Annotated in this window: 15 protein-coding genes and 1 tRNA gene; 12 read left to right on the forward strand and 4 right to left on the reverse strand. The window is 60.9% G+C overall.

Annotated elements, in window-relative coordinates:
- Positions 1–9: 9 nt before the first annotated feature.
- The 3 genes from KW403_RS06525 to KW403_RS06535 all read right to left on the reverse strand — a co-directional run bounded on the left by KW403_RS06525 (position 10) and on the right by KW403_RS06535 (position 3,057).
- The gene (locus KW403_RS06525) at positions 10–1,527 is read right to left on the reverse strand and encodes a tripartite tricarboxylate transporter permease (RefSeq protein WP_223021916.1); all 1,518 of its coding nucleotides are present in this window, start codon (positions 1,525–1,527) and stop codon (positions 10–12) included.
- Between the two features lie 5 nt (positions 1,528–1,532).
- Positions 1,533–2,024: a tripartite tricarboxylate transporter TctB family protein gene (locus KW403_RS06530; RefSeq protein ID WP_223021917.1), complete on the reverse strand. Its 492-nt coding sequence runs from the start codon at positions 2,022–2,024 to the stop codon at positions 1,533–1,535.
- Between the two features lie 64 nt (positions 2,025–2,088).
- On the reverse strand, positions 2,089–3,057 hold the full coding sequence (locus tag KW403_RS06535) for a Bug family tripartite tricarboxylate transporter substrate binding protein (protein ID WP_223021918.1): 969 nt from the start codon (positions 3,055–3,057) through the stop codon (positions 2,089–2,091).
- Between the two features lie 117 nt (positions 3,058–3,174).
- Between KW403_RS06535 and KW403_RS06540 the strand changes: the two genes are divergently transcribed.
- A complete protein-coding gene (locus KW403_RS06540) occupies positions 3,175–3,879 on the forward strand; it encodes a GntR family transcriptional regulator (protein WP_223021919.1) in 705 nt (234 codons plus the stop codon).
- A 67-nt stretch (positions 3,880–3,946) separates the two neighbouring features.
- Here the strand turns inward: KW403_RS06540 and KW403_RS06545 are convergent.
- Positions 3,947–4,036: transfer RNA gene (locus KW403_RS06545), tRNA-Ser, on the reverse strand.
- Positions 4,037–4,294: 258 nt separating this feature from the next.
- Between KW403_RS06545 and KW403_RS06550 the strand changes: the two genes are divergently transcribed.
- The 11 genes from KW403_RS06550 to KW403_RS06600 all read left to right on the forward strand — a co-directional run bounded on the left by KW403_RS06550 (position 4,295) and on the right by KW403_RS06600 (position 14,127).
- A complete protein-coding gene (locus KW403_RS06550; RefSeq protein WP_007009232.1) occupies positions 4,295–4,948 on the forward strand; it encodes a 50S ribosomal protein L21 in 654 nt (217 codons plus the stop codon).
- Between the two features lie 83 nt (positions 4,949–5,031).
- On the forward strand, positions 5,032–5,301 hold the full coding sequence (gene rpmA, locus KW403_RS06555; RefSeq protein ID WP_223021920.1) for a 50S ribosomal protein L27: 270 nt from the start codon (positions 5,032–5,034) through the stop codon (positions 5,299–5,301).
- A 123-nt stretch (positions 5,302–5,424) separates the two neighbouring features.
- Entirely contained in the window at positions 5,425–6,018 is a 594-nt protein-coding gene (locus tag KW403_RS06560; protein WP_223021921.1) for a GNAT family N-acetyltransferase, read from the forward strand.
- A 104-nt stretch (positions 6,019–6,122) separates the two neighbouring features.
- Positions 6,123–7,160: a GTPase ObgE gene (gene obgE / locus KW403_RS06565; RefSeq protein WP_223021922.1), complete on the forward strand. Its 1,038-nt coding sequence runs from the start codon at positions 6,123–6,125 to the stop codon at positions 7,158–7,160.
- A gap of 11 nt (positions 7,161–7,171) precedes the next feature.
- A complete protein-coding gene (gene proB, locus KW403_RS06570) occupies positions 7,172–8,326 on the forward strand; it encodes a glutamate 5-kinase (protein ID WP_223021923.1) in 1,155 nt (384 codons plus the stop codon).
- Positions 8,327–9,613: a glutamate-5-semialdehyde dehydrogenase gene (locus KW403_RS06575; protein ID WP_223021924.1), complete on the forward strand. Its 1,287-nt coding sequence runs from the start codon at positions 8,327–8,329 to the stop codon at positions 9,611–9,613.
- 62 nt (positions 9,614–9,675) lie between these two features.
- Entirely contained in the window at positions 9,676–10,269 is a 594-nt protein-coding gene (locus KW403_RS06580; RefSeq protein WP_223022466.1) for a nicotinate-nucleotide adenylyltransferase, read from the forward strand.
- 159 nt (positions 10,270–10,428) lie between these two features.
- Positions 10,429–10,803, forward strand: a complete 375-nt coding sequence (gene rsfS / locus KW403_RS06585; RefSeq protein ID WP_223022467.1) for a ribosome silencing factor — start codon at positions 10,429–10,431, stop codon at positions 10,801–10,803.
- Positions 10,804–10,863: 60 nt separating this feature from the next.
- A complete protein-coding gene (gene rlmH / locus KW403_RS06590) occupies positions 10,864–11,346 on the forward strand; it encodes a 23S rRNA (pseudouridine(1915)-N(3))-methyltransferase RlmH (RefSeq protein ID WP_223021925.1) in 483 nt (160 codons plus the stop codon).
- A 158-nt stretch (positions 11,347–11,504) separates the two neighbouring features.
- Positions 11,505–12,812, forward strand: a complete 1,308-nt coding sequence (locus KW403_RS06595) for a murein hydrolase activator EnvC family protein (protein WP_223021926.1) — start codon at positions 11,505–11,507, stop codon at positions 12,810–12,812.
- On the forward strand, positions 12,802–14,127 hold the full coding sequence (locus tag KW403_RS06600) for a S41 family peptidase (protein ID WP_223021927.1): 1,326 nt from the start codon (positions 12,802–12,804) through the stop codon (positions 14,125–14,127). Before KW403_RS06595 ends, KW403_RS06600 begins: the two co-directional genes overlap by 11 nt.
- Positions 14,128–14,229: the final 102 nt, after the last annotated feature.

Raw genomic sequence — 14,229 nt, forward strand, 5'->3', positions numbered from 1 at the left:
CTTCACTCCTCAGTTTATATCGGTGGCAGAGGCTGAACGGTCAGCGCGCATCTGCCTGAGTTTCATTAGGGATGGCAGGACAAGAACGGCGATCGCCAGACAAACCAGCACCGCCGAAACAGGGCGTGTCAGGAAGGTTGTCCAATCGCCTCCGCTGATAACGAGTGCCCGCCGCGTCTCACTTTCGAGCAAGGGCCCGAGGATCACCCCGATCACCATCGGATAGACGGGAATGGTGGCCAGCGTTGCAAAGAAGCCGAACACGCCCAGCCCAAGCATGATGACGACATCAAACCAGCTGTTGGACAGGGAATAGGTGCCAACGACTGCGAGCACGAAAAGTGCCGGCGCCAAGAGATGTTTGGGTACATCCAGAACCTTGACGAAAAACCGAAAGCCGATGGCACCCACGACGATGATCGCCATATTGGCAAGAAGCACCGCGGCCAGAATGTTCCACACAATGTCACCGCTGGTTTCGAAGAGCCGGGGACCTGGCTGCAAGCCGTGGATCATCAACCCACCCAGGAGCATGGCGGTCACGGTGTCGCCGGGAATGCCCAACGTCAGGAGCGGAATGAGCGCCCCACCGGTGACGCCATTGTTGGCGCTCTCCGAGGCGACCACGCCTCCCGGCGCACCCTTGCCATATTCAGCTTGATTGCCGGAAAAACGCCTTGCCTGATCATATGCGATAAGTGCGCCCACACTGCCACCCAAAGCAGGGATGATGCCGGTCGCCACCCCGATGATGGATGAACGAAGCATGTTGATCGATTGACCCATGAAAGCCTTGATCGTGGGAAACATGCCTTTCAGGGACCGCGGGGCCACCACCTGGGCATCGCGCTGGAACAACGTAGCCATCAATTCAGGTATGACCAGCAAACCGATCAGGGCGGGCATGATGCCGATGCCGCGCGTCAATTGAAGACTGTCAAACGTCCAGCGCCCCTCACCGGTGATCTGATCGAAACCGACGACCGAAAGCCCGAGACCGATGACGGTGGCCAGCACGCCTTTGACGAGCGGTGCGGAGACCACCGAGGAAATGATGGCCAGGCCGAGAAAGGCGACCGCAGCGTATTCGGCAGAACCCAGCTTCAATGCCAGACGCGCCAGGGCGGGTGCTAGTGATACGAGAGCCACCCAGGCAACAATTCCGCCCACCACCGAGGCAACGAGCGCCCAGCCATAGGCCTCCGCCGCGCGACCGTTTCGCGTCATGGGATAGCCGTCGATGGTCGTCACGACGGCGGAAGGTGTACCGGGAATGTTAATCAGAATAGCGGGAATGGCACCGCCAGCCATGGACCCGCAATAGAGCGCGATCATCATGCTGATGGCCATATCGGCTGGCAATGGAAACGTCAGCGGAATGAACAGCGCCACGCCCATCGTGGCGGTCAGCCCCGGCGTTGCGCCGAAGGTGAAGCCTACCATCACACCCACCAGGATCAACGCAAGTGAAACGGGGCTGGAAAACTCGTTGCTGAACGCAACTGCGAGATTCGTCAGAATATCCATGAGGCTTACCGCAACGGCACTTTGAGTATGTATGTGAACACAAGCCACACACCCAGCGAGAAAAGGACCGAGGTGAGTGCGATGATCGTGAGGCCCCTCGGTGTGCGGGCGGAAGGCGGGGCCACGATCCAACTCACCAGAGCGACAAAAACGATCGTGATGACCGGAAAGGGTAGCGGTCGCCAGGCAAAGACGTAGAGAGCAAGCAATGCAAGCACGCCACCGCCGACCTTGAGCACCTGATCGGGGGAGGCAAAGGCCTCTTCCTGCTGGCTGGCGTCGGTGCGGGTAACCCACCACCGCCGAAGGTCGCTGACCGCTGAAATGACAGCCAACACAGCCACCACCACAACCACGAACTGGGGCAATGCACCAGCATGCAATCCGCCGCGAGGCCCAAAGCCCGTAAGATCAAAGGCGGGCCCGGCCAAAACGACCGAAAGTCCCAGCAAAAAGGCACTGACACCGAGGCTGGCGATGAGATGCAATGTTGGCATGATGACGCTCCCCAGGCGTCAGACCCTGATTGCCCAGAGTCTGACACGAGGTTGCTGAAGACGATTACTGAGAGAAAATCTGGCTTGCGACTTCGGCGATTGCGCCTGCAACCCCATCCACTTCCGCATCCAGCTCATCGCCCCGGATAGGATCGATGACGAAACCATTCTTGGCGGCGAACTCCTTGAACTTGTCGCTCGTCAAGGCAGCTTCGAAAGCATCCGCCATCTTCTCTTCAACCGCGGGATCAAGTCCTGCCGGGGCCTGAATATATGCCATCTGCACCACCGGGCCATAGGGAAACACATCGACGCCGGCCTCGGCAAAGGTGGGCACGTCCGGCAGAACATCGAGACGTTCCTTCGAGAAGGCACCAAGCGCCTTGAGCTCACCGGCCTTGATCTGCTCGATTGTCTCGGATGGCTTCAAGACGCCGGCATCGACCTGGTTACCCATCAGCTCGGCGACCACACGAGACCCGCCAGGGAACGGAACGTGGCGATATTCGACGCCTGCACCGCGGGCGGTCATGGCTGCGAAAATATGGTTCAGATTGTTGGTGCCCGGCGTGCCGATGGAGACCTCGCCGGCGTTCTCCTTCATGTGAGCGAGAAACGCATCGAGGCTGTCATGCTCGCTGTTTCCCGGCACCACCAGAATCAGCGGATCCACCGAGACACGGATAACGTTGGTGAAGTCGCTGTTTTTGAGCGGCGCCTTCTTCTGGGCGATGATTGCCAGCGTGGAGCTCGTGCCATTGCCCATCGTGTAGCCATCCGGCTGCGAGGTCGCGACCTCTCCCATACCGACTGCGCCGGTTCCTCCGGGAAGGTTTTCGATGACCACGGACATGCCCTGCTCTGCAAGGATCGGCTGCAGGAACCGCGCCATGATGTCGTTGGAGCCTCCAGCATTCCAGGGAATGATCCAGCGGACTTCCTTGGAGGGATAGTCCTGCGCAACGGCCGGGGCGGCCCCGGCGGTAGCGATCACTGCAGCAGCGGCGACGGACCAGACGGATTTGGTAAACATGCATTTTCCTCCCTTTGTTGTTTGTTATAACAAGCATGATGTAATAAGTTTGTCAAACCGGAATCAACTCGTGTAGGTTCACACATGCGAGGAACGAAAACCGATGGACCGTGTGCAGTGAAAACGTTCGAGAAAATTGAGACGGCCCCTCTCTGGAACCGGGTTCGGGGACAGATCAAGGACGCGCTGCTGGCTGGCCGTTTTGAACCGGGGCAGACCCTCACACTTCGATCTCTTGCGGAAATGTTCGGTACATCCGTCACGCCGGTACGCGATGCCATCAACCATCTGGTCGCTCAGGGCGTTCTGGAGGCAGGACCAAGAAATGCCGCGGTGGTGCCGGATGTCGCGAGCGGCCTCCTTAAGGAGATCATCTTCGTCCGTGCGGAACTGGAAGGCCGCGCTGCACGTGAAGCGGCGATCCGCAAATCACCTGAGCTGATTGACGCACTCAGCGCAAAGCTGGAGTCGATGCGAAGCCTGATCAGACAGCGGCAATTGGACACCTATCTCGATGTTCACCGCGACTTCCACTTCACGATCTACGAGAGCGCGGGCATCCCGTTGTTGTATGAAATGATCGAGAACCTGTGGCTGCGCACCGGTCCTATCCTGACCTATGTCATTCCCGACTACGTGGTATCGTTGAGAGGCAGCGACCACCATCAGAAGATCGTGGCTGCAATCGAGGCCGGCGACGGACCGACTGCGGAAGCGGAGATTGTCTCTGATATCGAGGAGGCAGCAAACTATCTGTTGAGCTGCGCCGACGAATACGGCCGGATCCGACGCGGCCAGAAGCTCGCGCACCACGCCGGATAATCGCGCCCGACACCATCCATCTGACACTGTCGTTTCACAAAAAAACTAGGGGAAGCAAAAATAGCTATGGCGGAGAGGGAGGGATTCGAACCCCCGATACCCTTGCGAGTATGCCGCATTTCGAGTGCGGTGCTTTCAACCACTCAGCCACCTCTCCGCGAGATGCTGGTCTGCTGTTGCCAGCGCGGCGCACTAGATAACCGGTGATCGGTTTCGATACAAGGGCCAATCGAAGCCGATCTGCCGCATTTTTCCCGCCTCTGCTTGACCTTCAAGACCTCTTCCGTTATGGACACGCGACCTGCGGCGCGGGAAAACCCCTGCGCCGTTTGTCATTTAACCATCCAGACTGGCAAAAAGACGGCAGGCCGCACCATGCGGACCCAAGCCGGACCGGACACTGAAAGGCAAAAAGATGTTCGCAGTCATCAAGACCGGCGGTAAGCAGTACCGCGTTTCCGCAAACGACCTGCTTCAGGTCGAGCGCGTCACCGGCGAGCCCGGTGAGATCATTCAGTTTGCAGACGTTCTGGCCGTTGGCGAGGGCGAGGACGTGACCATTGGCGCACCGCTCGTCGATGGCGCCAGCGTGGCCGCCGAAGTGGTCGAGCAGGGCCGCGGCAAGAAGGTCATCGCCTTCAAGAAGCGTCGCCGCCAGAATTCGCGCCGCAAGCGCGGCCATCGTCAGCTTCTCACCACCGTACGGATCTCCGAGATCCTGACCGGCGGCGCGAAGCCCTCGAAGAAGGCCGCTGCGAAGCCGGCTGCCAAGGCCGAGGAAAAGCCTGCCAAGAAGGAGGCTGCTCCCAAAAAGGCAGAGGCAAAGACGGAAGCGCCGGCAGCGGCCGCTCCGCTCTTCACCGCTCCGGCTGGCGAGCCCGACGATCTGACCAAGATCAAGGGCATCGGCCCGGTTGCCGCCGGCCAGCTCGCCGAGCAGGGCATCACCACCTATGCACAGGTGGCCGCCCTCACCGACGAGGACGTGGTGCGCATCGACGAGGCCATGCCGTTCAGCGCCGACCAGATCAAGGACTGGCGCGAGCAGGCCAAGGAACTGGCGAAATAATCATTCGCCAATGGGTTGAAATTCAGCGCCTGACAGCGCATTAGGAATGCAAGCGCTCTGATCGGGCGCAAAGGAGCAAGATTATGGCACACAAAAAAGCTGGTGGTTCGTCGCGCAACGGTCGCGATTCCGAGTCCAAACGCCTTGGTGTGAAGAAGTTCGGCGGCGAGAAGGTTATCGCCGGCAACATCATTATCCGTCAACGCGGCACGAAATGGCATCCCGGCGTCAATGTCGGCATGGGCAAGGATCATACGATTTTTGCGAAAGAGGCAGGTGCTGTCTCCTTTGCAAAGAAAGCCAATGGTCGAACCTACGTGTCCGTAAACCCAATTACGGAGGCAGCGGAGTAGCCGGTCCGCTTCACCAACACCGGCGACCCATCTCGGGGACCGGTGTCTGGACAGTCCGGAAATAGGTTCGAAAGGGGAGATGGGTCGCCATCTCCCCTTTCTTTTTGTCCGGAGGAACAAGCGATGGTTGCCGAAAGTGAAGACATCGAGAGTGAAAGTCCCAGAGTCGAGATAGATTGCCCGGTTCTCGTTACCGAGCGCCTCGTTCTGCGCATCCCGCGCGACGATGACGTGACCGAACTGGTGGAACTTGCCAACAACCGGCGCCTGGCCGAGATGCTTGGCCGCATGCCCAATCCCTACCGCGTGAACGACGCGCACAGTTTCCTGAGCCGCATTCGCGCCGGCGAGATCAATGGCTGCACCTATGCGGTCACGCTGTCCGAAACCGGTGCCTTCATCGGCTGCGCCGGCTTGGAGAACCGATCCAACGGCCTGGAGATTGGCTATTGGATTGGCGAACCCTATTGGGGCCGCGGATATGCCACCGAGGCGGCACACGCACTTGTCGACCTTGCCTTTCGTGCCACGGATATTGATCGGTTGAACGTGTCCTGCCGCGTCACCAACACGGCTTCGCGCCGCGTGATCCACAAATGCGGCTTCCAATATGCCGGTCAGGGCATGATGGATTCCGTTGTCGCCGGGAAGGTGGCTGTCGAGCGATACCAGCTCGATCGCAGCACCTGGGTGAGCCTCAGAAGCTGGGGCGCCTGAACCGAAAGGAGAACAGACGGGCCTGAAACCCCGTCTGCTCTCGCACTTCGACGAATGATGCTGTAGACGGTTCTGCGCAACGATACGGAAAGACGGTCAACACCATGAAGTTTCTCGATCAGGCCAAGGTCTATATCCGCTCCGGCGATGGCGGCGCGGGCTCCGTTTCGTTCCGACGCGAGAAATATATCGAGTTCGGCGGCCCCGATGGCGGGGATGGCGGGCGTGGCGGCGATGTCTGGGTCGAGGCAGTGCAGGGCCTGAACACGCTCATCGACTATCGCTATCAGCAGCATTTCAAGGCCAAAACCGGCGTGCACGGCATGGGCCGAAACCGCACCGGCGCCAAGGGCGAGGACGCGATCCTCAAAGTGCCGGTGGGCACGCAGATCTACGAGGAAGACAATGAGACGCTCATCTGCGACCTGACCGAAATTGGCCAGCGCTTCAAGCTGGCTAGCGGCGGCAATGGCGGTTTCGGCAACCAGCATTTCAAATCCTCCACCAATCAGGCCCCGCGCCGCGCCAATCCCGGCCTGCCCGGCCAAGAAGCGTGGATCTGGCTGCGCCTGAAGCTGATCGCCGATGCCGGGCTCGTCGGCCTGCCCAATGCCGGCAAGTCCACATTCCTCGCCACCGTCACTGCGGCCAAGCCCAAGATCGCCGACTATCCCTTCACCACGCTGCATCCCAATCTGGGCGTGGTCCGCATCGACGCACGCGAATTCGTGATGGCCGACATCCCCGGCCTCATCGAGGGCGCCCATGCGGGCGTGGGCATTGGCGACCGGTTCCTCGGCCATGTGGAACGCACCCGCGTTCTGCTCCATCTCGTCTCCGCGCGCGAGGAAGACCCGGCTGCCGTCTACAACACGATACGCGGTGAACTTGCCGCCTATGGCCATGGTCTCACCGACAAGGCAGAGATCGTCGCACTCAGCCAGGTGGACCTTCTGGACGACGACGCGCGGGCGGAAAAGCAGGCGGCCCTTGCGGAAGCCTGCGGAAGAAAACCCCTCCTCCTCTCCTCCGCCACCGGCGAGGGCGTGCAGGATGTGCTGCGCGCGCTGATGAAGATCATTGAGGACGCGCGCGCCGAAGAAGAAGACGCAGAAGCGGCTGACGACCGCTGGCAGAAATAGGCAAATCCCGCATGACCCGCCCCGCGCTCAGCAGCCACCGCCGCATCACGGTCAAGATCGGCTCTGCCCTTCTGGTGGACCGCAAGAAAGGTTTGAAACGCGAATGGCTTTCCGCGCTGGTCGATGACATTGCGGCACTCAATGCCGATGGCGTAGAGGTGCTGGTGGTCTCTTCCGGAGCCATCGCGCTTGGCCGCACAATCCTCGGAATTGAACGGCGCACGCTCAAGCTGGAGGAAAGCCAGGCCGCCGCCTCGGTCGGCCAGATCGCGCTCGCCGGCGCATGGGATGAAGAGCTGCGCAAGCGCGGGCTCAAATCCGGACAGATTTTGGTGACGCTCGGTGATACGGAAGAGCGCCGCCGCTATCTCAATGTGCGCGCCACGGTTTCCACGCTTCTCAAGATGGGCGTCGTTCCCGTCATCAACGAAAACGACACGGTCGCCACAAGCGAAATTCGCTATGGCGACAATGATCGCCTTGCCGCCCGCATCGCCACCATGCTCGGCGCAGACCTTCTGGTTCTGCTGTCCGATGTGGACGGGCTCTATACGGCCCCCCCCGCAAGCGACCCCGACGCGCGTTTCATCCCCGTGGTCGAGGCCATCACACCCGACATAGAGGCCATGGCCGGCGCTGCGGCATCGGAATTGTCGCGCGGCGGCATGCGCACCAAGCTCGATGCAGGCCGCATTGCCACGGCAGCAGGAACCGCGATGGTGATCGCCTCGGGCACGCGCCTCAATCCGCTTGCGGCAATCGACAATGGCGCACGCTCCACCCTCTTCAGGGCGAGCGACACACCCGTGCGCGCCTACAAGACCTGGATCGCCGGCCAGCTGGAGCCGGCAGGCACCATCACGGTAGATGCTGGCGCGGTTCTGGCGCTTGCGGCTGGAAACTCGCTCCTGCCGATTGGCGTCACCCATGTCTCGGGCAGTTTCGCCCGCGGCGACACGGTGGCCATCCACGGGCCCGACGGGCGCGAGGTGGCGCGCGGGCTGGTTGCCTACGACGCGGCCGATGCCGTAAGAATCGCCGGTCTGAAAAGCGGCGACATTGCCGATGTGCTTGGATACGAAGCGCGCGCTGCCATGGTGCATCGCGACGATCTGGTGACCGCGCCCCATGCGCGCCACCACCTGACGGAAAAGGCGGAGGGCTGAATGCTGACGGAAAGCAAGCAGGGTAGCGCGGACATTGCCGCGCTGATGAACGACCTCGGTACGCGCGCCCGCGCTGCCGCGAGCCCTCTGTCCATTGCCTCACCGGAAATCAAAAACGCCGCACTGGAAGCCATGGCCAAAGCGCTTACGCGCAATGAGGCGGCGATCCTCGAGGCCAACCGCGAAGACATGGCGCGCGGTGAAGAGGCCGGCCTGTCGCCCGCCCTGCTCGACCGACTGAAGCTCGATCCCGCGCGCATCGCCGGCATGGCCGAAGGCATTCGCGCCATCGCCGCGCTGAAAGATCCGGTCGGCGATGTGATCGCCGCTTGGGGGCGTCCGAACGGTCTTGAGATCGAGCGTGTGCGCACGCCGCTCGGCGTCATCGGTGTCATTTATGAAAGCCGCCCCAACGTGACCGCCGATGCAGGTGCGCTCTGCCTCAAGGCCGGCAATGCGGTCATCCTGCGCGGTGGGTCCGACTCCGCCCGTTCGTCCGCCGCCATCCATGCCTGCCTCGTCGAGGGGCTGGAAAAGGCGGGCCTGCCCGCCGATGCCATCCAGCGCGTGCCGGTCACCGACCGCGCCGCCGTTGGCGAAATGCTGAAAGGCCTTGGCGGCAATGTCGACGTGATCGTCCCACGCGGTGGACGCAGCCTCGTCGAGCGCGTGCAGAGCGATGCACGCGTCCCCGTCTTTTCGCATCTGGAAGGCATCTGCCATCTTTATCTCGACCGCTCGGCCGACACCGACATGGCGGTGTCCATCGCCGTCAATGCCAAGATGCGGCGGACCGGCATCTGTGGCGCCGCCGAAACCCTGCTCGTGGATCGGGAAGCAGCCGACCGGATTCTGCTTCCGGTTCTCTCCGCCCTGGAAGAAGCCGGCTGTGCCATTCGCGGCGATGAAGATGTCTGCGCTCGCTTCCCCTCGGCAACACCCGCGACCGAGGAAGACTGGGCTACGGAATATCTCGATGCAATCATCTCTGTGAAGCTGGTCGATGGCGTCGATGAGGCGATCCGCCATATCGGCGCATGGTCCTCGCACCACACCGAGGCAATCGTCGCGGAGGATGCAGAAGCCGTGGAGCGGTTCTTCAACGAGATCGATTCGGCCATTCTTCTGCACAATGCCTCCACCCAGTTCGCCGATGGCGGCGAATTCGGCATGGGCGCGGAGATCGGAATTGCCACCGGCAAGATGCATGCGCGTGGTCCGGTGGGCGTTGAACAGCTCACCTCGTTCAAATACCGCGTTCGCGGCTCCGGCCAGACACGACCGTGAGCCCGAACAACACGATGCACACGCCTGTTCCGCCCCCTTCCCTGCCGGCACGCTATCTGCGTATGCCCCATGTGGAGCCGGGCATGGCGGTGGGGCTTTTCGGGGGGTCGTTCAACCCTCCCCATGCGGGTCACGCGCTGGTGGCCGAGATCGCTATGCGGCGCCTGAGGCTCGATCAGCTCTGGTGGATCGTCACGCCGGGCAACCCGCTCAAGAGCCATCGCGAGCTTGCACCGCTTTCCGAACGGGTCGCACTTTCGGAGAAATGTACCAGCGATCCACGCGTAAAGGTGACAGCCTTCGAGGCCGGTCACCGGATTCGCTACACTGCAGACACGATCGATCTTGTTCAAACGCGCAATCGCGGTGTCGATTTTGTCTGGATCATGGGCGCCGACAGCCTGCGCGACTTTCACCGCTGGGAGCGCTGGCGCGACATCGTGCGCTCCATGCCCATCGCCGTGATCGACCGCCCCGGCGCGACGCTCGCCTTCCTGTCCTCCACCATGGCGAAGACTTTCGACCATGCCCGGATCGACGAGGATGACGCGCCGATTCTTGCGCGAAGCAACCCGCCGGCTTGGACATTCATCCACGGCCCACGCTCCTCGCTGTCCTCAACAGCCATCAGAAATGCGGCGAAAGAGGCCAGGTGATCGCTAAACTCCGTTCAAACATGTGAACGGCCATGTCTTGAAACTGTTAACAGACTCTGCCTATCTATTGGGTATCGTCGGCATAATCGCCGATGGTGAGCTTGTTCTTATTGGAAAGGAAAGACACTGAGAACAGCAATGACGAAGAAGGCTGACATGATGCCTTCGCCGGCCGAGGCCAGTCGGAATCTGGTTTCCCAGGCCGTTGAAACAGCCCTCGCGAGTCTGGAAGACTCCAAGGCGGAAAACATCATCTCCATCGACATTCAGGGCAAATCCCCGCTCGCCGATCACATGATCATTGCGTCGGGGCGTTCGCACCGCCATGTGGCGGCTGTGGCGGATCATCTGATCCGTGCGCTCAAGGAGGCCGGTCTTGGCAATGCCAAGGTCGAGGGTCTGAGCGGCGCCGACTGGGTGTTGATCGATACGGGCGACATTGTCGTTCACGTCTTCCGCCCTGAGGTTCGGGAGTTTTACAACATCGAAAAGATGTGGCAGGCCCCCGATCTGGAGGATGAAACGGTTCACTGAGCACCGTCTGCTGCAACGGCGTCTTTGAGCCACCTCCGCCCAGTGGGCAGAGAGGCTGGAATGCATATTGCCATTTGCGCCGTGGGCCGGATGAAGGCCGGCCCCGAGAGGGATTTGACGGACCGTTATCTGGAACGGTTCGCCAAAGGCGGCCCAGCTGTGGGCCTCGAGTTTTCCGGAGTCAGTGAGATCGTCGAGAGTCGCGGCAAGTCCGCTGAAGAGCGATGTCGCGAGGAAAGTCGCAAGATCGCACAGATGCGCCCGGAGGGATCAGCGCTCTTCCTGCTCGACGAACGCGGGAAGAATCTCACATCAAGGCAATTGAGCGAAGCCATCGCGGATCTGCGCGATCAGGGCCGCCGCAATCTCTCGATCGTCATCGGCGGACCAGACGGGCACGATGATGGACTGCGCCAGGCAGCCGACCGAACCATCGCCTTCGGAGCGCAGACATGGCCGCATCAGATCGTTCGCCTGATGCTTGCTGAACAACTTTACCGAACCTCGACCATCCTTTCGGGCCACCCCTATCACCGGGATTGAACCTCGCGCAGCCTCTGTTTTCACAGACGCGCATTGACGCCCGGCAAAATACAACCAAAAATTGCAGACGGTTACCACATGGTTGATGTTTCCTTAAGGAAACTTGGCCTATGCTCTCTCTGAACGACCTTCACTTCGCGTAGAACGGCAGACCAGGGATGAAGAATGCGCTCGCGCCGCGCCCATATCTCACCCGTCTCGGGACGGCCGCTGCTGCTATGGCTATCTTCTGCTCTCTGCCCGCCCCCGCCGCCGCACAGGACGGTATTCAGGTTCTCGAGACCCAGCACAACAAGAGCCAGGTCGAATTTGAGGACATCAATCGTGAGATTGCGCTGACGGAGAAGCGGCTGGCCGAGATCGCCTCGGAGATAGACGCCATCAAGGACGACAACGCCGCAATCACGGCAGCCCTCATCCAGGCCGCCAAAACGGAACGCAAGCTGAGCGAGGATATCGACACGATTTCGCTGCGGCTGAGCAAGCTGCGTCATGAAGAGAGCTACCTGCGCGAATCGCTCCAGTCGCGCCGCGGCGTTCTGGCCGAAGTGCTCGGTGCTCTTCAACGCATGGGGCTCAACCCGCCGCCGGCCATTCTCGTGCGCCCCGAAGACGCCTTGGCTTCGGTCCGCAGTGCCATTCTTCTTGGTGCGGTGGTGCCGGAGCTGCGTGCGGAAACGGAAATTCTGATTGGAGATCTGCGCGATCTTTCCCGTATCGTCACCTCGATCGAGGGCGAGCGCGACAAGCTTCAAAAAACCGTGATCGAACAGACTGAAGAGAAGAAGCGACTGGCCCTTTTGCTGGACGAGAAGAAGCGTTTGCAGCAGGAAGCCGAAAATCGCATGGCAGAAGAACAGCAACAGGCCGAGACGCTGGCGGCGCGCGCCACCAGCCTGCAAGAGCTGATCGGGTCGCTGGAAAACGAGATCGCCTCACTCCGCAAGGCCGAAGCCGACCGCGCAAGACGGCTCAATGAGCCGACTTCGCCCGAGAATCGCCTCGGTGCTGGCGCCTCCTTCGCCCAGCGGACCGGCGGAGTGGCTTTGCCCGTTAACGGTCAGTTCGTGGCCAGGTTCGGCGAAGACGACGACACCGGCGCGCCGTTGCAAGGCGACATTCTAAGAACACAATCCGGCGCAATCGTTACCGCACCCGCGGGGGCGACGGTACTGTACGCAGGACCGTTTCGTTCCTATGGTCAGCTATTGATACTCAATGCCGGCGACGGTTATCATATCGTGCTTGCCGGCTTGGATAAGGTAAGCGTGACGCTGGGGCAATCCGTTTTGGCGGGCGAACCAATCGGCATGATGGGGGAAGCTCGTCTGGCAAGCATCGCAGGCCCGGGGACTGAAGACCTTACTCCCGAGCTGTATGTCGAGTTCAGGAAGAACGGAAAACCGATCGATCCTAAACCCTGGTGGGCTCCGGGACACTCTGGAAGGACAGGAAATGAAACGTAACTTGTCGCTATTGTTTGCCGGCGCCCTGATGGGCGCAACTGCGGTTTCGCTGTTCCACGGTACGAGCGGTTTCTCGGCAAACGCCGCTGGTTCGGAAACCTACCGGCAACTTGCTATCTTCGGCGACATCTTCGAGCGCGTGCGCGCCCAGTATGTAACCCCGCCGGACGACAAGAAGCTGGTGGAGAGCGCCATCAACGGCATGCTCACTTCGCTCGATCCGCACTCGTCCTACCTGGATGCAGAAGCCGCAAAGGACATGCGGGTGCAGACCAAGGGCGAGTTTGGTGGCCTGGGTATCGAAGTGACCATGGACAATGAACTCGTAAAGGTCGTCTCCCCCATCGACGACACACCTGCCTCACGCGCTGGCGTCCTCGCAGGCGACCTGATCTCCGCCATCGACGGCGAAGAGGTGCGCGGCATGTCGCTCAACGACGCCGTGGACAAGATGCGTGGCCCGGTCAACACACCGATCGAACTCACCATCCTGCGCGAGGGTGCAGACAAGCCGATCGAGCTGACCATCGTGCGCGACATCATCAAGGTGAAAGCGGTCAAGTATCGTGTGGAGGAGGATGTCGGCTATCTGAAGATCACGTCCTTTACCGAAAAGACCTTCGACGACCTGATGAGCGCCATCGATACGATCAGCGAAGAAGTGCCCGACGACAAGTTGAAAGGCTATGTGCTCGATCTGCGCCTCAATCCGGGCGGTCTGCTCGATCAGGCGGTCAGCGTCTCCGATGCCTTGCTCGATCGCGGCGAAATTGTTTCGACACGCGGACGCGACGCCAACGACATTGCGCGCTTCGATTCGCGTCCCGGAGATGTGCTCAACGGCAAGCCTGTGATCGTTCTGATCAACGGCGGCTCTGCTAGCGCCTCCGAGATTGTCGCCGGCGCGCTGCAGGATCATCGCCGTGCCACGGTGCTCGGCACCCAGTCCTTCGGCAAGGGTTCAGTGCAGACCATCATCCCGCTCGGCGAGAACGGTGCGTTGCGCCTGACAACCGCCCTCTATTACACGCCGTCGGGAGAATCGATCCAGGGCAAGGGCATCACGCCCGACATCAAGGTCGATCAGCCATTGCCGGAAGAGTTACAGGGCCGCGATCTGCGCCGGGGCGAATCGGATCTCCGTGGGCACATCAAGGGTGAGGAGGAAAACGAGGAGGGCTCCGGCTCGATCGCCTACGTCCCGCCGGATGCCAAGGACGACGTCCAGCTCAAGGCGGCACTTGAATTGCTCCGTGGCGAAAAAACCGACCCTGCCTTTCCGCCAAACCCTGACAAAGCGGTCATGAATCAGTAAATATCGATCGACCATCGCCGGTTTCAACGAATCGGCGATGGCGCCCGGCAACACGATGTGCCGGGAATCTGAATACAAGAGCGGCAATCCTTCCATGAGGGA

This window comes from Nitratireductor kimnyeongensis (genome assembly GCF_019891395.1).
GTDB classification, from domain to species: domain Bacteria; phylum Pseudomonadota; class Alphaproteobacteria; order Rhizobiales; family Rhizobiaceae; genus Nitratireductor; species Nitratireductor kimnyeongensis.